Below are 19940 nucleotides of genomic sequence, written 5' to 3'. Positions count from 1 at the left end.
GGCAACCATCCTGCATGTCCCGCCCTCGTGGCAACCGGCCCCCGCCCCAACGGCGCGCCGCACCGGAGGCTTTCGGCAACGCGCGGACGCGCTCCCGGCCATGTCCGGACCACGTCCGGGTCGTGCGTGACGGCGCCGTCCGCCTGCGGGCCTGGAGCCGAAGGGACCAGGCCCGAAGGGACCAGGGCGGAGGGGCCTGGACCCGCCCCGGACCAGCCGTGCCGGCTACACCAGAGTGAGCACGACCGAGATCGTCTTGCCCGCGCGGTGGGTGACGACCGTCACCTCATGGGCCAGCCGGCACACCATCTGCCAGCCGTACCCGCCGATCCTCGGCACCCCCTCGGCCGCGTCCGGTCCGGACGGGCTCACCGGAGGCTCGGGGCTGGCGTCTCCGACGCACAACCGCAGTGCGTCCCCGTCGATCTCCACGGTGAACCGGGTCAGGCCGCCGCCGTGCCGGTCGGCGTTCGTGACCAGCTCCGACGTGACCAGCAGCACGTCCGCCACCACCACGGTCTCCCGCCAGTCGGCCGCCGGAGCGCAGAAACGCCGCTCCAGCAGAGCGAGGACCGCCGCCCGCGCATCCGCGCTGGACCGGGGAAGCGCGCTCGGCGATCCTGCGGCGCCGCCAGACCCGATGCCCGTACCCGCGCCGTGCTGATCACCCGCTGCTTCCCCACTCACTGGGGGCCTGTCTACCCAGTGCGGACAACGGCACGCCACCGCGTTCCCCGCCGTCACCGAACGCGCGCCGTCAATACGCCATCGCCTCCCGCAGGCTGCCCGCCAGGACGAACGCCGAGGCCGTGTTCGTCACGTCGAGCAGCCGGCGTACCGCCAGGCTGGGCCCCGCGATCACCAACTCGACCTCCGTGGCGGCGTATACGGCTCTGGCCTGGAGGAGGGTGTGCAGCACCGAGGAGTCCGCGAACGCCACGTCCGAGGCGTCCACCACGGTGCGCCGTCCACCGGTGTCCAGGCCCCGCCGTAGCGCGTCCGACATCGCCGCCGTGCGGGACTCGTCCAGATCGCCCGCGATCCTCACCATCCACACCCCGCCGCCGGCGGCCCAGGCGGACACCTCCGCGCCCTGCCCCGTCATACCTGCCTCCCCAACCTGTCACGGTCTCTCCGCACGGTGCCCGGACGATACCCCGGGCCGATCATCCGATGCTTCGCGGGGAACGGGTGTTTGAAAGTCCAGGGCCGGTAAAGACGGTCGCTGTCAGGGATCGTCGGAAACGGAGAAAGAGCGCGTCATGGGTATTGTTGCCTGGATCATCATCGGACTGCTGGCGGGCGCCATCGCCAAGGCGCTTATGCCGGGCCGCGACCCGGGCGGCATCATCATCACGATGGTCATCGGAATTCTCGGTGGCCTGCTCGGCGGATGGCTCGGGAAGGTCATCTTCCACGTGCACTCCATCAACGGGTTCTTCCACCTGTCCACCTGGATCGCGGCGATCGCCGGATCGATGATCCTGCTCGCGATCCACCGGGCCGTCACCAACGGCCGACGCGCCTGACCGGCGCACCCCGGCGGGTTCGGTCCGCGCCCTGACACCCGGCTCCGCCCGTGTCCGTGCGCCTGACCGGTCCGGCGCACGCCCCCCGCGTCGTCGACGTCCCGGGGACGACAGGAACCGAGGTTCCCGCCTCAGGGACTCGCGCATTACCCGACCGCCCGGTACCGAGGGCGTCGGCGTACCACTTGTCCACACCACGGGTACTGCCTCGCCTGAGTTGTCACAGGAATCCCCTGAATCGGCCGGCGACTCCCGGGCACACCAATTCTCGGAGGTTCACCATCATGGCACCGTTGCTCATTGTTCTCCTGCTGGCACTGATTCTCATCGGTGCGGGTTTCGCGGTGAAACTGCTGCTGTGGATCGGCATCGTGGTGCTGGTCCTCTGGGCGCTGGGATTCCTCGTGCGCTCGACCGGATCGGGCGGCAACCGCGGGCGCTGGTACCGCTGGTAGACGAAGCGGCACCGCGGACGCGGTGACCGAACCCGCACGCGCGTGCGCGCGAGGGTGAGGGCCGCCGCACGGGACCGGACCCGATGCCCGTCGGCGGCGCTCCGGCCGTGCCGCCGTGGCGTAAGGTCGCGACCTCCAGTCCGGTGAACCGGTGTGCCCCCACCGCAACGATGAGGAAGTAGATCCTGGGCTATGCACTTCGCCGTGCGCGGCTCGGGCGGAAGAATCGGGCCGCCTGGATTGTCTGCCATGCGACCGACTCGCGCCGCCGATTTCCCCAGCGTGAGCCGATCCGGAGATGGGACCGGCTTCGAGCTCGTCCGGATTCAGGTCGTGGTGGAGGTGGTGAGTTGGCCCAGGCCGCTGGTGCTTGGGGAGGTCCAGGCGTTCCAGTTGGTCACGTCGTAGTCGGCGTAACCGTTGTCCGGTGCCGCCGCTGCCCGGGGGGACCCGGTGATGGTGACGGGGTCTCCCTGGCGGACGAAGCCGTAGAACCACCGGGCGTCGGCCCATGACAGGTGGATGCAGCCGTGGGAGCCGCTGTTGCCCGGCTGCGGGTCGCCGTCGGAGTAGTGCACGTAGGTCCCCGAGACCGTCAACTGCACCGCGAGCGGGTAGTTCGCGTGATAGTAGTTCGGGTCGTTCTTGTCGCAGGCGATGTGGACGCTGCAGGAGTCCATGAGCACTTCGCGGGCCTTGCCCATGACCGCCATCGTCCCGGTCCAGGAGGGATACGCCGCTCTGCCGGCGTCGATGGGGAACGTCTTGACCACCGCGCCGTTGCGGGAGACCTTCATCACGTGCTGGTTCGCGTAGACGTGCACCTCGTCGTCGGAGCCGACGGTGAACGAGTGCACGTATGAGTGCGCGCCGTAGCGGCCATTGCCGTCCGCCACCCCTGCGAGTTTCGCGTCGAGGGTGACCTTCGTCCCCTGGAGCCAGTACGCCTCGGGGCGGAAGTCCACCCGCCGGGAGCCGAACCAGTGCCAGGCGCCGGTCACCGGCACGGAGGTGGTCAGTTGCAGGTGCTTCTCGACGTCCCCGCGGGCCGAAGCCGCGACCGGCTTGCTGAACACCACGGATATCGGCATCGCCACCCCGACCGTGGTACCGGTTTCCGGCTCTATGGTGTCGAGCAGCATCTGGGGCCGCTGCGGTGCTGCGGAACGGGCTGCCTGACTGGACGTCGGCGAGGTGCTGCCGCTGCCTGCGTGACCGGGCGTCGCGGAGAGGCTGCCGCTCGTCGTGGACGCGGGTGCCCCGGTGGCGTTGGGAGATGTGTCGCCGCCGCAGCCGCACAGACCCATGGCTATCGTGCCCAGCAGCGCCACTGCGCTGAGGACCTTGTGTGATTGCTTCACTCAGACGTTCCGTTCGTGTGATGACGGGGTCTTGTCCGGCGCCGCCGGTCCGGGAACCGCTCGAAGGCGGGCTCGGGCCGCTGGCTCGCCTCGGGCGGAGAGTCCCTCGACCCGGGCCGGTTCGCCGCCCTTTGGTCAAAGGTGCGATGCCTTACAAGCCGTTCTAGTGCGAGCAGCCCGAAAGCGTTACACCCGACGCCGGGCTCCCTCCGCCCACGGTCGGCGGCGGCTCCTTGCTCTCCCCCGTCGGCGGAATGGAGCGGGAAGTCGACGACGACGCAACCACCCTGTCCGTCATCGGTGCGGCCGATCCAGACGGGGTAGGCGCCGACGCCCCGGCCGGCACGGAAGGCGATGAGGTTCGGCTCGGGCTCCCTGCTGGGCAGTTCGACGGTGAATCGGCTGTCGAGAAAGCCCTTTTCCCGGCCCGTCCGGCGGCGACGGCCTCGGCTTCGACTTCCGGGTCGGCTCCGGCAGCCGGCCCTACCTGTACGAGGTGACGGCGACCGGGGGCGAAGGCAGCCGCTTCGAGCCGGGAGAGAGCGAGGTCCGCGCGGCCCGCCAGCACGCGGGCAACGACCGCTGGCGCCTCTTGGTGTTCACCCACGCACTCATCCCTCACAAGGTGGCCATCCAGATGCTCCCCACCCCCTACGGAAAGCGTGGCCGAGGTCGCCACCGCGAGGAGGGCGGGGCACTGCGCTTCTCTTACCTGCTGTGACCTGGCGGACGGTGGTGTTGAACTCCGGGGAGACCGTGCCGCCACGACCCCCGCAGCATCGGACGGGATTTCCGGGGACCGCTCCGTCCGGAACCGAAGCGCGGATGCTGTAGCGGCCCGGTACGTCGAGGTTCGCGTGCTTGAGCGGGAGGAGCCGGGCGACGTCCTCGTCCAGGACGGCGCCGGCATCGCGGGATTTCAGCCGCCGCACTTCGGCATCCGCCAAGGGAGTGGACCTCCAAAACGGCCGGGAAGCCGTGGACTTGCGCGGTCTTCGTCATTCTCGTGCAATGTTCCCTTCACGAATGTCTGCTACAAGCAGTGGGCGTTCACATTTTCCTCACCATCTCACCTCCGCCACCCTCGGCAGATCTTCTCCACTTCGCTCCGGCCGCCGCCGCGAGTCCCGATTGGCCGGAAATAAAAGGAGGCCGAAATTCGCCACGGCACAGAATCGGCCACCTCGGCGTCCCGCGGCGCGGAAGAAAGCGAAACGCCGGGCGAACCCCCTCGCGACCAGCGGATGACAACGATGCCCAGGTCCGGGAATCGGCCACCCGAAAGCGCCCCCGTCCAGCGCCCGCACCGCGCTGACGTGCGCCGGAGCCGCCGTGGCGGATACGACAGCGGGGCCGGGACTCATGGGTTCACGCACATGGCTTCCGTAGTACTGTCCCCTGTGCCCAGGCCGCCCCGCCGATTTTCTCGGAGGAGAACATGGCCACCACAGGTTCGTTTTCCCCGTGGCACCGCCAAGCCCCTGAGCTCCTGCACGAGTTCCTGCTCGGTGCGAGCGATACCGTCCCCACCAGACCGGCGGTGATCGAAAGCGCCCCCGACGGGGGTCTTCGCACGGTCACCTATCGGGAGTTGGCGGCACGCACCGCCGCCAGGACCGAAGAACTCGCCGGCCTCGGAATCGGAGTCGGGGACCGCGTGGCGCTGGAGTCGGACAGCAGTGCCGCCGTCCTCACGCTGCTGATGGCGTGTTCCGCACTCGGCGCGACCTTTCTCCCGCTGAGCCCCCAGTCGCCCGTGGGTCGCCGGCTGACGATCGTCGGCATGACCGGACCGGCGCTGTACCTGCGGTCCGGCGGCGAGGAACCGCCGGGCCTGCCGGCGTCCACCGGCAGCGGCCGCTTCGGCCCCGAGGGGCTGGTCATCGAGCGCGCGCCGGCCCGGCGCGCCCACCAGCGCACCGGCGCCGTCTCCACCGACCCCGCCTACGTCGTCTTCACCTCCGGCTCCACCGGCACCCCCAAGGGCGTGGTGATGAGCCACCGCGGGTATCTGGCCTTCTGCCGGGGGATGTTGCGGCACGACATCGTCACCGCCGAGGACCGGGTCGCCAGCACGTCGCCCTTCCAGTTCGACTTCTCCCTGCTGGACGCCGGGCTCGCGCTGGGCAACGGGGCCACGCTGGTGCCGGTACCGCGCGGACTGCTGCGCTGGCCACGGCGCTTCGCCCGCTTCCTGCGCGAGGCCGGGGCCACCCAGGTCAACGGCGTCCCCTCGATCTGGCGGCCGCTGCTGCGGCACGAGCCGGCGCGGCTGTCCGAACTCGGCGCGGTGCGGGGCATCCTCTTCTCCGGCGAGCGCTTCCCGCTGGAGGATCTGCGGCTGCTGCGCCGCGAGTTGCCCGGGGTGCGGATCGTCAACTGCTTCGGCAGCACCGAGTCCATCGCCTGCACCTTCGCCGACATCCCCGACCCGCTCCCGGCGGACCAGGCGGACATCTCCATCGGGCGGCCGCACGCGGGAGCCGAGATCCTGCTGATCGACGGCGAGGGCCGGCCCGTGGACGAGCCGGGGGCCGTCGGTGAGATCCACCTGCGCAGTCCCGCGCTGTTCACCGGCTACTGGAACGACCCGGCGGCCACCCGCGCCGTGCTGGTGGCCGATCCGCTCGAACCGCGGTCCGGCCAGTTCGTCTACCGCTCCGGTGATCTCGCCTCCCGCGGAGCCGACGGCGAACTGTACTTCCACGGCCGGGTCGACTCGATGGTGAAGATCCGTGGCAACCGTGTGGAGTTGGGGGCGGTGGAGCACCGGCTGCGCGCGTTCCCCTCGGTGGAGGCCGCCGCCGTGCTGGTGGTGCCGCGCGCCGGGGACGCGGCCGATCCCGTGCTGACCGCCTTCGTCGTACCGGAGCCCGCCGCCGGCTGGGACCCCGTTCAGCTACGGGAGTTCTGCGGGAAGGAACTGCCCGACTACATGGTCCCCGACGAGCTGAGAGCCATCGACCGCCTGCCGCTCAACCCCAACGGCAAGGTCGACCGGGCCCGGTTGCTGGCACTGGCGCTGCCCGGGAAGGAGCGGACGGTGTGACGCGGATCGAACTGGCCGGCGCGCGCGGGATATCGCCCAACCTGGCGCTGGACGAGCAGGTCCGGGAGCGTCGGCGGCGCGGCGATACCGTGGTCCACCTGGGATTCGGCGAGTCGCGGCTGCCGGTGTTCCCGCCGCTGATCGAGCGGTTGGCCGCGGGGGCGGGCCGCAACGCCTACGGCCCGGTCCGCGGCGACCTCACGGCCCGGCGGGCCGTGGCCGGGTACTTCACCCGCCGCCGCGTGCCGACCGAACCGGACCAGGTGGTGCTCGCCCCCGGCAGCAAGCCCCTGCTCGCGGCGGTGCAGATGACCGTCCGGGGCGACACCCTGCTGCCGCGCCCCTGCTGGAACACGTATCCCCCGCAGGCGCTGCTGGCCGGGAAGGCGGTCTTCCAGGTGCCGATCCCCGCCGGCTGCGGCGGGGTGCCCGAACCGTCGGCCCTGACGCGGACCATCGCGCGGGCGCGGGAGGACGGCCGGGACCCGCGCATCCTGGTGCTGGCACTGCCGGACAACCCCACCGGGACGGCGGCGCCCTCCACGCTGGTCCGCGAACTGTGCGCGATCGCCCGGGAGGAGGACCTGCTGATCGTCTCGGACGAGATCTACCGCGACCTCCTGCACGATCCGCGGCAGCGCTTCCTCAGCCCGGCCGAGGTCGCTCCGGAACGCACGGTGGTGACCACCGGGCTGAGCAAGAACCTCGCCCTGGGCGGCTGGCGGATCGGCGCGGCCCGGTTCCCCGAGAGCGCCTGGGGGACGGCGCTGCGCGACGCGGTGGCCTCCTTCGCCAGCGAGGTCTGGTCCACCCTGGCCGGTCCGATGCAGGAGGTGGCCGCCTACGCGTTCGCCGAACCCCCCGAACTGCGCGCCCACCTGGCCGAGGCCGCCCGGCTGCACGGAGCGCTGGCCGGTGCCGTCCACCGGATCGTCCGCGCGGCCGGCGCCGAGTGCCGCAGACCCGATGCCGGCTTCTACGTCTACCCGGACTTCGAACCGCGCCGGGAGGCCCTGGCCGCCCGGGGCGTCACCGACTCCGCCACCCTGCAGGACCGACTGCTCGACGCGCACGGCATCGCCGTCCTCGGCGGCCACCACCACGGCGACGAACCGGGAGCGCTCCGCTTCCGGGCGGCCACCAGCATGCTCTACGGCGAGACCCCCGAGGAGCAGTCCGCGGCCCTGCACAGCTCCGATCCGCTCGTACTGCCCCATGTCTCGCGGCTCCTGGCCGCGATCGAAGAGGGGTTCGGCAAGCTCTGCGGCTGAGCCGCCCCCGACCGGAAGGAATGACCGCACGGTGCCCCCGAGCAACGCAAGCGTTCCGCCGACCACGGACAGCCCGCCCCGGTTCCACGCCGTCACCTCCAGACACCTGGACGACCTGACCGCCCGCGCCGGCCTGAGCCCCGACCAGCGCCTGGGCGTGCGGGCGGTGGCCGAGGTGCTGCCCTTCCGGGCCAACAGCCATGTCGTGGACGAGCTGATCGACTGGTCCGCGGCCCCCGACGACCCGATCTACCGCCTGGTCTTCCCGCAGGAGGACATGCTGCCGGCCGAGGACGTGGCCAGGATCGCGGACCTGCTGCGCAGCGGGGCGCCACGCCGGCAGATCCAGACGATCGCCCACCAGGTGCGGATGCGGCTGAACCCGCACCCCGCCGGCCAGCTGGAGCTCAACCACCCGGTGGTGGACGGTCAGCAACTGGCCGGAATCCAGCACAAGTACCGCGAGACGCTGCTGTTCTTCCCCCGCCAGGGCCAGACCTGCCATGCCTACTGCACCTACTGCTTCCGCTGGGCGCAGTTCGTCGGCGAGCCGGAGCTGCGGATGGCGGCCGACAGCGACGAACTGATCCTGGTGGACTACCTGCGCGCGCACCCGCACATCACCAACGTGCTCTTCACCGGCGGCGACTCGATGATCCCCAGCGCGGCGGTGCTGAGGCGCTACGTCGAGCCGCTGCTCGCGCTGGACCAGATCGAGTCCATCCGGATGGGCACCAAGGCGCTGTCCTTCTGGCCGCGGAAGTTCCTCACCGATCCGGACGCCGAGGATCTGCTGCGGCTGTTCGAGGAGGTCGTGGCGGCGGGCAAGAACCTGGCGCTGATGGCCCACTTCTCCCACCCGCGCGAGCTGGAACCGCCGGTGGTGGCGCAGGCGGTGGCCAGGTTGCGCGGCACGGGGGCGGTGATCCGCACCCAGGCGCCGCTGATCCGCTCGATCAACGACGACCCGCGGGTGTGGGAGTCGATGTGGCGCGCCCAGGTGCGGCTCGGGATGATTCCGTACTACATGTTCGTGGAGCGGGACACCGGTCCGGTGGACTACTTCGCGGTGCCGCTGGCCCGGGCCTACGACATCTTCCGGGACGCCTACGCCTCGGTCTCCGGCCTCGCCCGGACCGTACGGGGGCCGTCCATGTCGGCCACCGCGGGCAAGGTCTGCGTGGACGGGGTGGTCGAGCTCCTCGGCCAGAAGGTCTTCGCCCTGCACATGATCCAGGCCCGCGATCCGGCCCTGGTCGGCCGGCCGTTCTACGCCGCGTACGACCCCGCGGCGATCTGGCTCGCCGACCTCAAGCCCGCCTTCGCCGACCGGTTCCCCTTCGACGTCGACGACGCGGCGGGGGAGTTGCTGTGACCGCGGCGCCGGAGATCCGAGCCGAACTGCTGGACTGCTTCCAGAGCAACCTCGCGGTGCTGGCCGACCGGTACCACGGCGCCGGGACCCACCTGCGGCTGGGCGCCGCGCTGCGCCTGCGCACCCGCCCCGGTCCGCACGGCCTGCCCACCGTCGAGCCCTCCCTGGACGCGGCGTTGGCCGACGCCGCGGACCTCCTCTGCCTCGCCCTCGCGCAGAAGTGGCCCGGCGCCGACGGCGACTGGGCGCGATCGCTACGGGAGACGGCGTGGGTGGTCGCGGACGCCTATCACCTGCCCTGGGTGCCCTACCACGGGCAGCGCCACATCGAGCACAGTTTCCTGGCCGAACCCGACGGCGACGGCGCCCTTGCGGTGACGGACGCCTACTACAACGACACTCCGTGGGGCGCGGCGCGCCCGACGCGACTGCGCCTCGAACGGGAGGAGTTGGCCGCGGTCCTGGACGCCGGACCGGGCCAGGCCTTCCAGTTAGCCCCCACGCCCCTCGGTCCCGCTCCTCTCGGTCCGCCGGGCGAGGAGGTGCGGATATCGTCCGCCGGGGCCGACGACTACCTCCGTGCGTACGCCGAGCATCCCGACCGCAAGCTGACGCTCGATCAGTTCACCATGGAGACCTGGCTGCTGGCCCGGTCACGCCGGCTGCGTGCGGCGTATCTGGCCCAGGGGGACGCGGGGACCCCGCAGCACGTCGAGGAGCACCTCGCCCGCTGGGACGGGTTGGTCGAGTACACGTATCTGACCTCCCGCCGCGTCGCCCGGGGCCGGGCGGAGCCACCAGATCTGCTGACGCGGGCGGCCGAACTCCTGCACGCCGACCCGGAAGTGCTCTCCGGTGGCGACCGGGGGGCCGGTGGCGTCGAGGCGGCCGGCGGTGATCCGCCTTCCCCCGAGCAGGTCGCCTCGACGGTGGCCGGGATCGTCGGGCGGGTCCTCGGCATACGGGACGTGCCCGCGCCCGACGCCGACCTGACCGGACTCCCCGCCTTCAACTCCCTGCGGATGCTGGAGATCGTCGACGGCCTGGAGGAGGACTTCGCCATCGAGTTCGGCCCCGGAGACCTCCTGCCCGAACGACTCCACCGCATCGTCGACCTGTGCGAACTGGTCGAGCGACGGCTCAATGGCGGCGCCGGGTGAGCCCGGCGTCCACACCGACCGAGAAGGGTGCCCGCGCCGTGATGGACGAACGCTTCACCGGGATACTCCGGCCTTTCCTCCCCCACCTGGCCGACCGGCCGATCACCCCGGACACCCGGCTGCGGGAGGCCGGGCTGACCTCCATGCAGTCGATCGAGCTGCTGCTCGCCCTGGAGGACGAGCTGGGCGTCGAACTGCCCGACGAGGCGCTGGTCGAGAAGACCTTCAGCACGGCCGGCGCGCTGTGGTCGGCGGTCGCGACACAGGACGGCGGCGCCGATGTCTGAGTCCGCGCGTCCTCGCCCGGCGGCCGGCGGTCGCTTCGCCCAGCAGACCGATCAGGCCCGCGCGGTGGCCGAGAAGTACGCCCAGCAGACCGACGCGGCGGCCGAGTTCCCGGTCGCGGTGCTCGATGAGCTGCGGGCCGGCGGGCTGCTCGGGCTGATGGTCCCCACCGAGTACGGCGGCCTGGGCGGCACCCTGGACGAACTGCTGGACGTGAGCATCGCGCTGGGCCGCACCGACCTGTCCGCGGCTCTGATCTTCGCGATGCACTGCCAGCAGGTGGCCTGCGTGGTCACCCACGCCGCCCCGCCGCTCGCCGAGGAGTTGCTGCCGGAGATCGCGGCCGGACGGATGTACCTGGCGTCGGTGACCACGGAATCGGGCAAGGGCGGCCATCTGCTCACCGCGGGCGCCCAACTCTCCGCGGACGAAGGGCGGTCCGGGCACCTGGAACTCGACCGGTTCGCGCCGATCGTGACCGGCGGGGCGTACGCCGACGGCTTCCTGATCAGCATGCGCGCCCCCGAGGCGCTCTCCGCCGACGCGGTCTCCCTGGTCTTCGCCCGCCGCGACCAGCTGGAGATCACCGCCTCCGGGGAATGGGACCCGCTCGGGATGCGGGCCAGCCACAGCGTGGCCCTGCGGCTGACCGGCAGCATCCCGGGGCACCAGGTCGTCGGCGAGCACGGCGAGTTCCGCGCGGTGGTGCTGCAGACCCTCGGCCCGCTGGCGCACCTGGGCTGGTCGGCCTGCTGGCTCGGCACGGCCGCGGGGGCGCTGTCCCGGGTGCTGCGGATGCTGCGGGAGTCCGCCCGGGGCAAGGACGGCCGACTCGAGTCGGAGCTGCTGCTGAGCCGGCTCTCCCGGGCCCGGCAGCGGCTGGACACCGTCCACGCGCTGCTCCGCCACACCGCCGCCGTGGTCACCGCCGCCGCAGAGGGCGGCACCGATGTCTCGCTGCCCCGCAACCAGTTGCTGATCAACAGCCTCAAGCTGACCGCCTCCGAGGAGTGCCATCGCGCCGTGGAGGACCTGATCGACGCCGTCGGGCTGCGGCACGGCTATCTCAGGAACTCGCCGACCCGCCTGGAGAAGGCGCTGCGCGATCTGCGCTCCGCACCGCTCAACTACAGCAACGACCGTCTCCACCAGGCGGACGGCGTCCTCGCCCTGCTCGACGCGGGGGTGTCCTTTGCCTGACGACCGCGCCGCCGCTGTTCCCCCGGGCGCCGCGCCTCCGGCCCCCGATCCCCCAACCACCCTTCCCCCAACCGCCGTTCCCCCGGCCCGCGTCCACCGGCTCCTCAAGGAGTTCGCGGACGCCGGGCAGTTCCGGCGGCTCTACCCGCACGCCGCAGCTGGCCGGCTCGACCCGCTCGTGCTCAGGGAGCTGCTGGCCGCCGCCGACGCCGAGGGGGCGCTGGGCCCGGTGCTCTCGCTCTGCGTCCACCTGGCGACGGCGGTGCCGCTGCTCGCCGCGGGCTCCCGCTCGAAGACGACCGCCGCGTGCCTGGAAGCGGCGCTGCGCGGCGAGCGGCTGGTCGCCCTGGCCGCCACGGACGAGGGCGCGGGCTCCGACCTGGCGGCGCTCACCACCACGGTCCGCACGCGGCCCGACGGGCTGGTGGTCGACGGCACCAAGCGCTGGGTGACCTCGGCGACCACCGCCGGCGACGCCCTGGTCCTGGCCCGCCGGTCGCCCGGGCGGCACTTCACCAACTTCACCTGGGTCCTGGTGCCCCTGGACACTCCGGGGGTCACGGCCGAGCCCGCGGACACCGAGGTTTTCGCCGGCTCCGGGGTCGGCCATCTCCGCTTCTCCGACGTCCGGTTGACGAATGACCACCTGGTGGGGCGGCAGGGCCGCGGCATGGCGGCGTTCGCCCAGCACATCGCGGTGGAGCGGCTGGCCTCCGCGGGCTGGGCGATCGACCTGTGCCGCAGGATCATCGCCGACACCGACCGGCGGCTGGGCAGCCGCATCGTCGAGGACACCGCGCTGCGCCGGCGGTCCGGCGTCCGCCAGCGCCTGGCCGAGTGCGCGGTCCGCGTCGCCGGGCTGCACGCCCTGTGGATGCAGCTGCGGGACCGGATCGCCGACGAGCGGGACGGCACCGCGGCCGCCCTCCTCAAGGCCGCGTCGGGGGCGACGGTGGACCATGTGCTCGCCGAGTGCGCTCGGTTGCAGGGCGCCGACGGCTTCGCACGGGGCGGGGCGCAGGCGCTGCGCACCGAGGCGGCGATCTTCGGCATCGGCGGCGGCACCACCGAGGTGACCCTGGACATCGTCGCCGAGCGTCTGGACGCCGTATTGGACGGGCTGACGCCATGACCGTACCGCCGCCGATCACGGGGCCGGGCCTGCGGCTCGAAGCCGCCCCGGGCATCTGGGTCGCCCTCCACGAGAGGCGGGGCGCCTTCCACGACGAGGAGCGGTTCGACCGCCACCAGGAGCCCGCGCCGTACGCCCCGCCGACCCGGGAGGATCTGGCCGCGGCCGAGGGCCTTCCGCCGTGGCGGACCGCCGAACTACTCGCGGGCCGAGGGCTGTTGCGTGCCCTGCTCCGGGCGCGGTACCCGGAGGCCGCCGGCGCGCCCGTCGTCTACCGGCCGGGTGGCCGCCCCGCCCTGGCCGGCCGTCCCCGGATCGGCATCAGCATCAGCCACGACCGGGGGGCCGTCGCCGTCTGCGCGGCACTGGACCGCGCGGTCGGCGTCGACGTCCAGCACGTCCCGGCGGCGGTCCGGCCCGCTTTGCTGCGCCGCTGTACCCAGGGCCGCGCCGAGGAGTGGGCCCGGCTGCCGGCCGAGCGCCGCACCACCGAGTTCGCCTGGCTGTGGACGGTCCAGGAGGCATGCGTCAAGGCCGAGGGCAGCGGCTTCGCCGGGCGGCCCTGGCGGGTCCGGGTCCGCCCGGCGGCGCGGGCCGGCAGTTGGGGCCGCTACTCCTGGGTGTCGCTGCGCAACCGGGCCTCCCTCCCCCTGAGCGTCGCCTACGGCGCACCGGCCCCGTTCCCCATCGAGCCCGCGGAGCAGCAGCCATGACCCAACAGCGCGGCATGTACGGGTGGTTCGCCGACACCGCGCGCCTCCATCCCGCCGCGGTGGCCCTGGAAGTCGGCGGCCGGCCCTGGAGTTACGCCGAACTCGACTCCCTGGCAGGCCGGTTGGCCGAAGCGCTGCACGCGGCGGACCCCGGCCGGCCGCTGCGGCGGATCGGGCTGCTGGCCTCCCGCACCCCGCACGCCTACGCGGGCTATCTGGCCGTCCAGCGGCTGGGCGCGAGCGTGGTGCCGCTCAACCCGGCATTCCCGGCGGCCCGCAACGCGGCCATCGCCAAGGCGGCCGGGCTCGATCTGGTCCTCGCCCAACCCGACCACGCCGCCGCCGAGTTGGGCGCCCGACTGCTCTCGCCCGACCTCGACTCCCTGCCGCCCGCGCGCGCGTTGCCGGCCCTCCCGGCGGGCGGCCGGGGACCGCGGGACATCGGCTACGTCCTGTTCACCTCGGGATCGACCGGCTCCCCCAAGGGCGTCCCGATCCAGCACCGTTCCGTCGACGCCTATCTGAGCCATGTCATCGACCGCTACCAACTGGACGTCGGCGCACGGCTGTCGCAGACCTTCGAGCTCACCTTCGACCTCTCGGTCTTCGATCTCTTCGCGGCCTGGGGATCGGGTGCGACGCTGGTGGTGCCGGGCCCCGACGACGTCCTGGCACCCGCCCGCTTCGTCGCCCGCGAGCGGCTGACCCACTGGTTCTCGGTGCCCTCGGTCATCTCCTTCGCCCGGCGGCTGCGGGCGCTGGCCCCGGACAGCATGCCGTCACTGCGTTGGAGCCTGTTCTGCGGCGAGACGCTCACCCTCGCCCAGGCGAGCGCGTGGCAGCGGGCCGCGCCGCGCAGCGTGCTGGAGAACCTCTACGGCCCCACCGAACTCACCCTCAGCTGCACCGAGTTCCGGATGCCCGCACCGGGCGCGCGCGTCGCCGGCACTCCCGCCGCCGGCACCGGCACTCCCGCCGCCGGCACCGGCACTCCCGCCGCCGGCACCGGCACTCCCGCCGACAGCACGCCCGCCGCCGGGCCGGGCGGCGCCGTACCGATCGGCACCCTCTACCCCGGCCTGGAACACCTGGTCGTCGACGAGGACGGCCGCGAGGCCGACGAGGGAGAGCTGTGCGTACGAGGCGTCCAGCGCTTCCCGGGCTATCTCGACCCCCAGGACAACATCGGGCGCTTCCTGCGCCGGGAGCAGGGGCGTACCACCGTGGTCGAGCGGGCCGATCCCCCCTCGGACGACCTCTGGTACCGCACCGGGGACCGGGTGCGCCGGAGCCCGGACGGGCTGGTCCACCTGGGCCGGCTCGACCACCAGATCAAGATCCGCGGCTACCGCGTCGAACTCGGCGAGATCGAGGCGGCGTTGCGCGCGGTACCGGGCGTCAACGAGGCGGTCGTGCTGTCACTCGACGGCGCCGCCGGGCAGGAGCGGCTCGCTGCCGCCTGCACCGCGCAGTCCGGCGCCCGGCTCGACCCGGACACCCTGCTGGCGGGGCTACGGGAGCGGTTGCCCGCCTATATGGTGCCGGTGGCCGTCAGCGTCCGTCGTTCCTTCCCCTACACCACCAACGGAAAGATCGACCGTACGGCGCTACGCGAGGCGCTGGCGCGGAACCTCTGATGAGCGCGATGAGGAAAGGCCCCGCCATGGACGTGGAGCCCGGCGCGACCACCCGGCGAGCCGCCGCACCGGCGGACGTGGCGGAGGGCGCCGATCGAGCGAGAGTGCCGGGGAGCGTGTCGGCCGTGGCGGGCGTGGTGGTCTTCTCGCTCACCTTCCCGGCCACCGCCTGGGCCCTGGAGGGCATGGGCCCGTGGACGGTGACCACCGTGCGCGCCGTACTGGCCGCGCTGATCGCGGGCGGCTGCCTGCTGGCCCGGCGGGTCCCCCTCCCCCGGCGCGCGCACTGGGCCGGACTGGCCACCGTGGCGGGCGGGTTGATCGTCGGATACCCGCTGATGACCACGCTGGCGCTGCAGACCACCACCTCCACCCACGCCGCGGTGATCGCCGGACTCCTGCCGCTGACCACGGCCGTCTACGGCACCGCGCGGACCGGGGTCAGGCCGCCGCCGGTGTTCTGGGCCGCCGCGCTGACCGGGGCGGCGGTGGTCGTCGGGTTCGCGTTCCAGCAGGGCGGCGGGACGTTCTCGGCGGCGGACCTGTACCTGTTCGCGTCACTGCTGGTCGCCGCGGCGGCATACACCGAGGGCGGGCTGCTGGCCCGGGCCATGCCGGGCTGGCAGGTGATCGCCTGGGCCCTGGTGATCTGCCTGCCGCTCACCGCCGCCGGCTCGGTGGCCGCCCTGCTCGTCGACCATCCGCACCCCACCGCGCGCTCGCTGATCGGCCTGATCTGGCTGGGCGCCGGGGCGCAGTTCCTCGGCCCGCTGGTCTGGTACCGCGGGATCGCGGCCATCGGCATCACCCGGGCCAGCCAGATCCTGCTGTCCCAGCCGCTGCTCACCCTGATCTGGTCGGTTCCGATGCTCGGCGAGCGCCCGCCGGTGATCGCGGCCGTCGCCGCGGTCGCGGTGCTGGTGTGCATCGCCGTCACCCAACGGGCCGGCCGATGAGCGAAGAACCCGGGCTGCTCATGACCCTGGGCCGGCGCAGCGGCCCGCTGGACAGCGTACTGATCCACCCCGCCGGCGGCGGGCTCGGCCAGTACCTCCGCCTGGCCCGGCGACTGGCCCGGCACGGCACGGTCTACGGCATCCGCGCCGCGGGGCTGCTGCCCGGCGAGCGCCCGGAGCGGAGCGTCCCACGGATGACGGCCGCCTACCGGGAACTCCTCGACGCGCTTCCCCGACCGCCCGCCCTGCTCGCCGGCTGGTCGCTGGGCGGCATCCTCGCCTGGGAGTTGGCCGCGGAGGCCGCGGCCGCAGGGACCGCAGGGGGTACGCCGCCGCCCGCCGTCGTCATGATCGACAGCCACCCCGAACTGGAACCGGACAACGCGCTGCTGCGCTCCCATCCGCTCGACAGCATCGAACACTCCGCCGGCGGACTCTCCTCGGGCTTCGAGCCGGCGCTGCTGCGCTCCACCGCCGCCGCCCATCTCACCGCCGCACGGGCCCATCGCGTCCGGCAGCCCAGCGACACCCCCACACTCCTGCTCGCCTGCGCGAGCCCCGACCGCGAGGCGCAGATCGCCCGCTGGCGCTCGCTCGCCACCCGCCTCACCGTCCGGGACCTGGACTGCGGCCACTTCGACGTCTTCACCCCACCCCACCACGGACAACTGCTGCGCCACATCCAGCCGTTCATCGACCGGCTCACCGCGGCACGCTGAGCCCGCCGACCCGCGGGGCGGCTCCCGCGCCGGACCTCCGGCAGCCGCGACAGTCCGCCGGGGAACTCGCGGGACCCGGCATCGCGGTGCGTACGCCCCGGACAGGCCCGCACCCCACTTGGTGCGCGTCCCCGTGCCAGGAGTCGTCCCCACTCCTCGCAGGCCGGGCGACGAACGCCCAAGCCCCTTCCGACGAGCGTAGGTCACAGGGTGCGCAGGGCGCCGCCATCGATGTGGATCATGGTGCCGGTGACGTAGGACGCCGCCGGCGACAGGATGACGGCGGCCAGGCGGCCGAACTCCTCAGGTGTGCCGTAGCGTCGCAGCGGGATTTCGGCGGTCCGTGCGGCGCGGGCCCGCTCCGGATCGTCGTTGGCCGACTCCAGGCTTTTGAGCCGATCGGTGGCGATCGAGCCGACAACGAAGCCGTTGACCCTGATGCCGCGCGGGCCCAGCTCGTCGGCGAGTGTTTTGGCGGCCATAGCGAGTCCTGGGCGCAAGCCGTTGGAGATGCTTATGTTCGGCCAGGGGGATTTCACGGACAAGGACAGCACGAATCCGATCGATCCGTCGAACGGGAGTACGGGTGCGGCGGCACGGGCGAGGCGCAACGCACCGAGGAATACCGACTCGAAGGAATCCCGCCACTGCTCATCGGTGATCGTGGTGATCGGGCCGGTGGGCGGACCGCCCACACTGATCAGCACGCCGTCCAACCGGCCGAAGCGGCGCAGGGCGGAGGCCACCATCCGCTCTGCCGCCAGGGCGTCCGCGTTGTCAGCGGCCAGGCCCAGGACGTTCTCCGGGCCGCCCAACGCCGCCGCGGCCTCGTCGACCGCGGTCTGACCGCGTGAGGAGACCACCACCCGAGCGCCCTCACCGACGAGGGCATGGGCGGCGGCGAGGCCAAGTCCCTTGGTCCCACCGGTGATCAGGAAGACTTTGCCGTCAATTCCCAGGTCCATATGACTCCGCCGGCTCCACTGACTCCGCTGTGTTCAGACGCGAGGAGCGCTGGTATTTCCTTCTGCTCACCACCGCAGGCCCGGCCCTGACTCTATCCGACGATCCAAGACGGCGCGTGCCACCGCTGGATGGCCCGGATCGGCGCCGTCTCGCCTTTGCCGGCTGGTCGGCTGTTCGAGTCGGCGAGCTGTTCGATTTCCTGGTCACGGTGACTGCGGAACGGAATAGCGCGCCGAGCAGGCCACCGGGTCGAGGGAGCGGTCGGCCGTATCCATGAGGCGCAGGCACCCCGCGGCGATGCGATCGGCGTCCCGGAACGCCTCCCCGACAATGCCCGACACGTCGAGGGAGGTGACCCAGGGCACGAGTTCGGTCGGCGGGCCGTAGCCGAAGCGCCGCGGGTGGGGCGTCCCGTCGGCACGGACGACCGCCACCGTCGCGGTGTCGACGTCGAGCGCTCCGGTGGCGTAGTCCCCCCGGCCGTCCGGGAGGGAGCGCTGGCGGATCTGGCCGGTAGCGGCGAGATGGCGCAGCAGCGGGTCGCTGGTGCGGCGGATGTCGGGCGCCGGCAGGTGGGCCTCGATCAGGCAGCGCGCGACGACCCGGCTGCCGCTCACCGCCGGTGAGTACGCGGCGAACCGCCCGGCGTCCTCGTCGGCCTCGATCAGCATGTGCGGGCCGACCAGGCAGACGACAGCGCTGTCCATCAGGGCCGACAGCTCCTCCAGCCAGGCGGTCTGCGGGCCCTCCGCGCCCACGTTGTCCAGGGAGGCGAAGGTCCCCAGGACGTGGTCGCGGAAGGACCTGCCGCTGATGCGGCCCTCGCGCGCGAGGTCGCGGACCTGCCGCCGCACCGCGCTCAGCGCGCGGCCGACCGCCTCGGGGCGCGCGCCCTCGGGCCGCAGGTCCGTATGCATCAACCGGGCGGCCCACTCGCGGTATTCGCCGGGGCTCCGGAAGGTCAGCCCCGAGGCCGGCTGGACCAGCGCGTCGACGTCGCGCTGGGAGGCGGAGGTGTCGTCGACCGGCACGGGGGCCGCCGGGGCGTTGCGCAGCCGTCCGATCTCGTGCAGGGCCAGCGGCCAGATGTGGCGGCGGAAGTCGATCGGGCCGCTGCCCGCGCTCTCCCGCAGGCGGGCGGCGAGGTCGACGCCCGGCGCGCAGAGCGGCTCGGAGGGCGGCTCGGAGGCCGACGAGGAGGGCTGCGGGACACCGCGGCCCGACCCCGCGAACAGCACGGGCTCGCGCCCGGAGGCCAGGTAGCGAAGCCGTCCGCTCGCCGCGCGCTCGTAGCGGCCGCCGCGTCCCGTGGTCAGCATCGCCACGTAGTCGAAGAAGTTGAGGCCGAGGCCACGGATCAGGACCGGTTCGCCGGCGGCGATGCCGTCAAGGTTCACGTCGGCCGGATTCGACGCGGGTACGTGGACCAGACCCCGGGCCCGGGCCCAGCCGGCGAACCAGTCCTCGCCGGCGTCGGGGAGCATGTCGACGTGGCCCTGGGCGAGGACGACCGCGTCCACGGTCAGCGTCAACTCCCGGCCGTCGGCCGCGGCGAGCCGGATCGCCTGGCAGCCGTTCGGGGCGTCGTCCAGCGCGCGGGCGGTGGCGCGGTGGTCGAAGATCTGCACCCGTGCGGGTGCGCTGCGGCGTACGTGGTCGAAGGCCCAGCGGAGGTAACTGCCGTGGAAGGCGCGGGTGGTGCAGGCCGCGGGGGTCAGCGAGCGGGCCTCCGCCTCCGCCTGAGGGTCGGCGGGAATGCTGCCGTCGGCCACGGCGCGGGCCCAGTTCCACAGCGTCGGCCCCGCGGTGGGCCGTGCGGCACGCTCGCCCGGCAGGGGGGATTCGCGGAACACCGTCACGCGTTCGCAGGGGCTGTTCATCAGCAGCGACCTGCTCTGGTCGCGCCGCCACACCCGCCCCGCGCCCGGCTCGTACGGGTCGATCACATGGAGGTGGACCGGCCGGTCGGACGCGGACGCGGCGACGCCCGAGCACAGCCGTTGCAGAGCGATCAGACCTCTCGGTCCCGCCCCCACCAAACCGATGCTGAACGGTTCAACCCGCGTCACGTAGGCTCCTTCGCAACGTCCTCACCCGATGGGGAAGCGTGCTCGGCCGGAGCGGTGTCCGGC

General features: G+C 72.8%; 18 protein-coding genes. 13 read left to right on the top strand and 5 right to left on the bottom strand.

Annotated features, from left to right (window positions below):
• Positions 1 to 225 precede the first annotated feature (225 nt).
• Together OG370_RS35270 and OG370_RS35265 are read right to left on the bottom strand one after the other, a co-directional pair.
• Positions 226 to 687, bottom strand: coding sequence for an ATP-binding protein (locus OG370_RS35270; RefSeq protein ID WP_328471525.1), 462 nt, complete (start codon positions 685 to 687; stop codon positions 226 to 228).
• Between the two features lie 70 nt (positions 688 to 757).
• Positions 758 to 1105 carry an STAS domain-containing protein gene (locus OG370_RS35265; RefSeq protein ID WP_328471523.1) on the bottom strand — a complete coding sequence of 116 codons (348 nt, stop codon included), beginning with the start codon at positions 1103 to 1105 and terminating at the stop codon, positions 758 to 760.
• Positions 1106 to 1262: 157 nt separating this feature from the next.
• Here OG370_RS35265 and OG370_RS35260 point away from each other — a divergent pair, with 157 nt between their 5' ends.
• Together OG370_RS35260 and OG370_RS35255 are read left to right on the top strand one after the other, a co-directional pair.
• Positions 1263 to 1529 carry a GlsB/YeaQ/YmgE family stress response membrane protein gene (locus OG370_RS35260; protein ID WP_328471521.1) on the top strand — a complete coding sequence of 89 codons (267 nt, stop codon included), beginning with the start codon at positions 1263 to 1265 and terminating at the stop codon, positions 1527 to 1529.
• Positions 1530 to 1813: 284 nt separating this feature from the next.
• Positions 1814 to 1984: a hydrophobic protein gene (locus OG370_RS35255; protein WP_328471519.1), complete on the top strand. Its 171-nt coding sequence runs from the start codon at positions 1814 to 1816 to the stop codon at positions 1982 to 1984.
• Between the two features lie 326 nt (positions 1985 to 2310).
• Here the strand turns inward: OG370_RS35255 and OG370_RS35250 are convergent, their stop codons facing one another.
• Positions 2311 to 3345 carry a L,D-transpeptidase gene (locus OG370_RS35250; RefSeq protein ID WP_328471517.1) on the bottom strand — a complete coding sequence of 345 codons (1035 nt, stop codon included), beginning with the start codon at positions 3343 to 3345 and terminating at the stop codon, positions 2311 to 2313.
• Between the two features lie 1438 nt (positions 3346 to 4783).
• Between OG370_RS35250 and OG370_RS35245 the strand changes: the two genes are divergently transcribed.
• From OG370_RS35245 to OG370_RS35195, 11 genes are read left to right on the top strand one after another with little or no spacing between them, the layout of a single operon-like run.
• On the top strand, positions 4784 to 6394 hold the full coding sequence (locus tag OG370_RS35245) for an AMP-binding protein (protein ID WP_328471514.1): 1611 nt from the start codon (positions 4784 to 4786) through the stop codon (positions 6392 to 6394).
• The gene (locus OG370_RS35240; protein ID WP_328471512.1) at positions 6391 to 7665 is read left to right on the top strand and encodes a pyridoxal phosphate-dependent aminotransferase; all 1275 of its coding nucleotides are present in this window, start codon (positions 6391 to 6393) and stop codon (positions 7663 to 7665) included. The genes OG370_RS35245 and OG370_RS35240 overlap by 4 nt, the downstream gene beginning before the upstream one ends.
• A 31-nt stretch (positions 7666 to 7696) precedes the next feature.
• The gene (locus OG370_RS35235) at positions 7697 to 9040 is read left to right on the top strand and encodes a KamA family radical SAM protein (protein WP_328471510.1); all 1344 of its coding nucleotides are present in this window, start codon (positions 7697 to 7699) and stop codon (positions 9038 to 9040) included.
• Entirely contained in the window at positions 9037 to 10200 is a 1164-nt protein-coding gene (locus tag OG370_RS35230; protein ID WP_328471508.1) for an acyl carrier protein, read from the top strand. The genes OG370_RS35235 and OG370_RS35230 overlap by 4 nt, the downstream gene beginning before the upstream one ends.
• A gap of 41 nt (positions 10201 to 10241) precedes the next feature.
• Positions 10242 to 10487 (top strand): phosphopantetheine-binding protein, encoded by a 246-nt coding sequence (locus OG370_RS35225; protein WP_328474723.1) that lies wholly within the window; start codon positions 10242 to 10244, stop codon positions 10485 to 10487.
• Positions 10480 to 11685 carry an acyl-CoA dehydrogenase family protein gene (locus OG370_RS35220; protein WP_328471506.1) on the top strand — a complete coding sequence of 402 codons (1206 nt, stop codon included), beginning with the start codon at positions 10480 to 10482 and terminating at the stop codon, positions 11683 to 11685. Before OG370_RS35225 ends, OG370_RS35220 begins: the two co-directional genes overlap by 8 nt.
• Positions 11678 to 12817 (top strand): acyl-CoA dehydrogenase family protein, encoded by a 1140-nt coding sequence (locus OG370_RS35215; protein WP_328471504.1) that lies wholly within the window; start codon positions 11678 to 11680, stop codon positions 12815 to 12817. Before OG370_RS35220 ends, OG370_RS35215 begins: the two co-directional genes overlap by 8 nt.
• Positions 12814 to 13530, top strand: coding sequence for a 4'-phosphopantetheinyl transferase family protein (locus tag OG370_RS35210; RefSeq protein ID WP_328471502.1), 717 nt, complete (start codon positions 12814 to 12816; stop codon positions 13528 to 13530). Before OG370_RS35215 ends, OG370_RS35210 begins: the two co-directional genes overlap by 4 nt.
• Positions 13527 to 15167 (top strand): AMP-binding protein, encoded by a 1641-nt coding sequence (locus tag OG370_RS35205; RefSeq protein WP_328471500.1) that lies wholly within the window; start codon positions 13527 to 13529, stop codon positions 15165 to 15167. Before OG370_RS35210 ends, OG370_RS35205 begins: the two co-directional genes overlap by 4 nt.
• A 26-nt stretch (positions 15168 to 15193) precedes the next feature.
• A complete protein-coding gene (locus OG370_RS35200; protein ID WP_328471498.1) occupies positions 15194 to 16123 on the top strand; it encodes a DMT family transporter in 930 nt (309 codons plus the stop codon).
• Entirely contained in the window at positions 16120 to 16842 is a 723-nt protein-coding gene (locus OG370_RS35195) for an alpha/beta fold hydrolase (RefSeq protein ID WP_328471496.1), read from the top strand. Before OG370_RS35200 ends, OG370_RS35195 begins: the two co-directional genes overlap by 4 nt.
• A gap of 203 nt (positions 16843 to 17045) precedes the next feature.
• Here OG370_RS35195 and OG370_RS35190 read toward each other — a convergent pair whose 3' ends face one another.
• Both OG370_RS35190 and OG370_RS35185 read right to left on the bottom strand, forming a co-directional pair.
• On the bottom strand, positions 17046 to 17807 hold the full coding sequence (locus tag OG370_RS35190) for an SDR family oxidoreductase (protein ID WP_328471494.1): 762 nt from the start codon (positions 17805 to 17807) through the stop codon (positions 17046 to 17048).
• Positions 17808 to 18011: 204 nt separating this feature from the next.
• Entirely contained in the window at positions 18012 to 19877 is a 1866-nt protein-coding gene (locus OG370_RS35185) for an FAD/NAD(P)-binding protein (protein WP_328471492.1), read from the bottom strand.
• Between the last annotated feature and the right edge of the window lie 63 nt (positions 19878 to 19940).

The organism is Streptomyces sp. NBC_00448, assembly GCF_036014115.1.
Lineage (GTDB): Bacteria > Actinomycetota > Actinomycetes > Streptomycetales > Streptomycetaceae > Actinacidiphila.
This window is presented reverse-complemented; position numbering and strand designations above follow the sequence as displayed.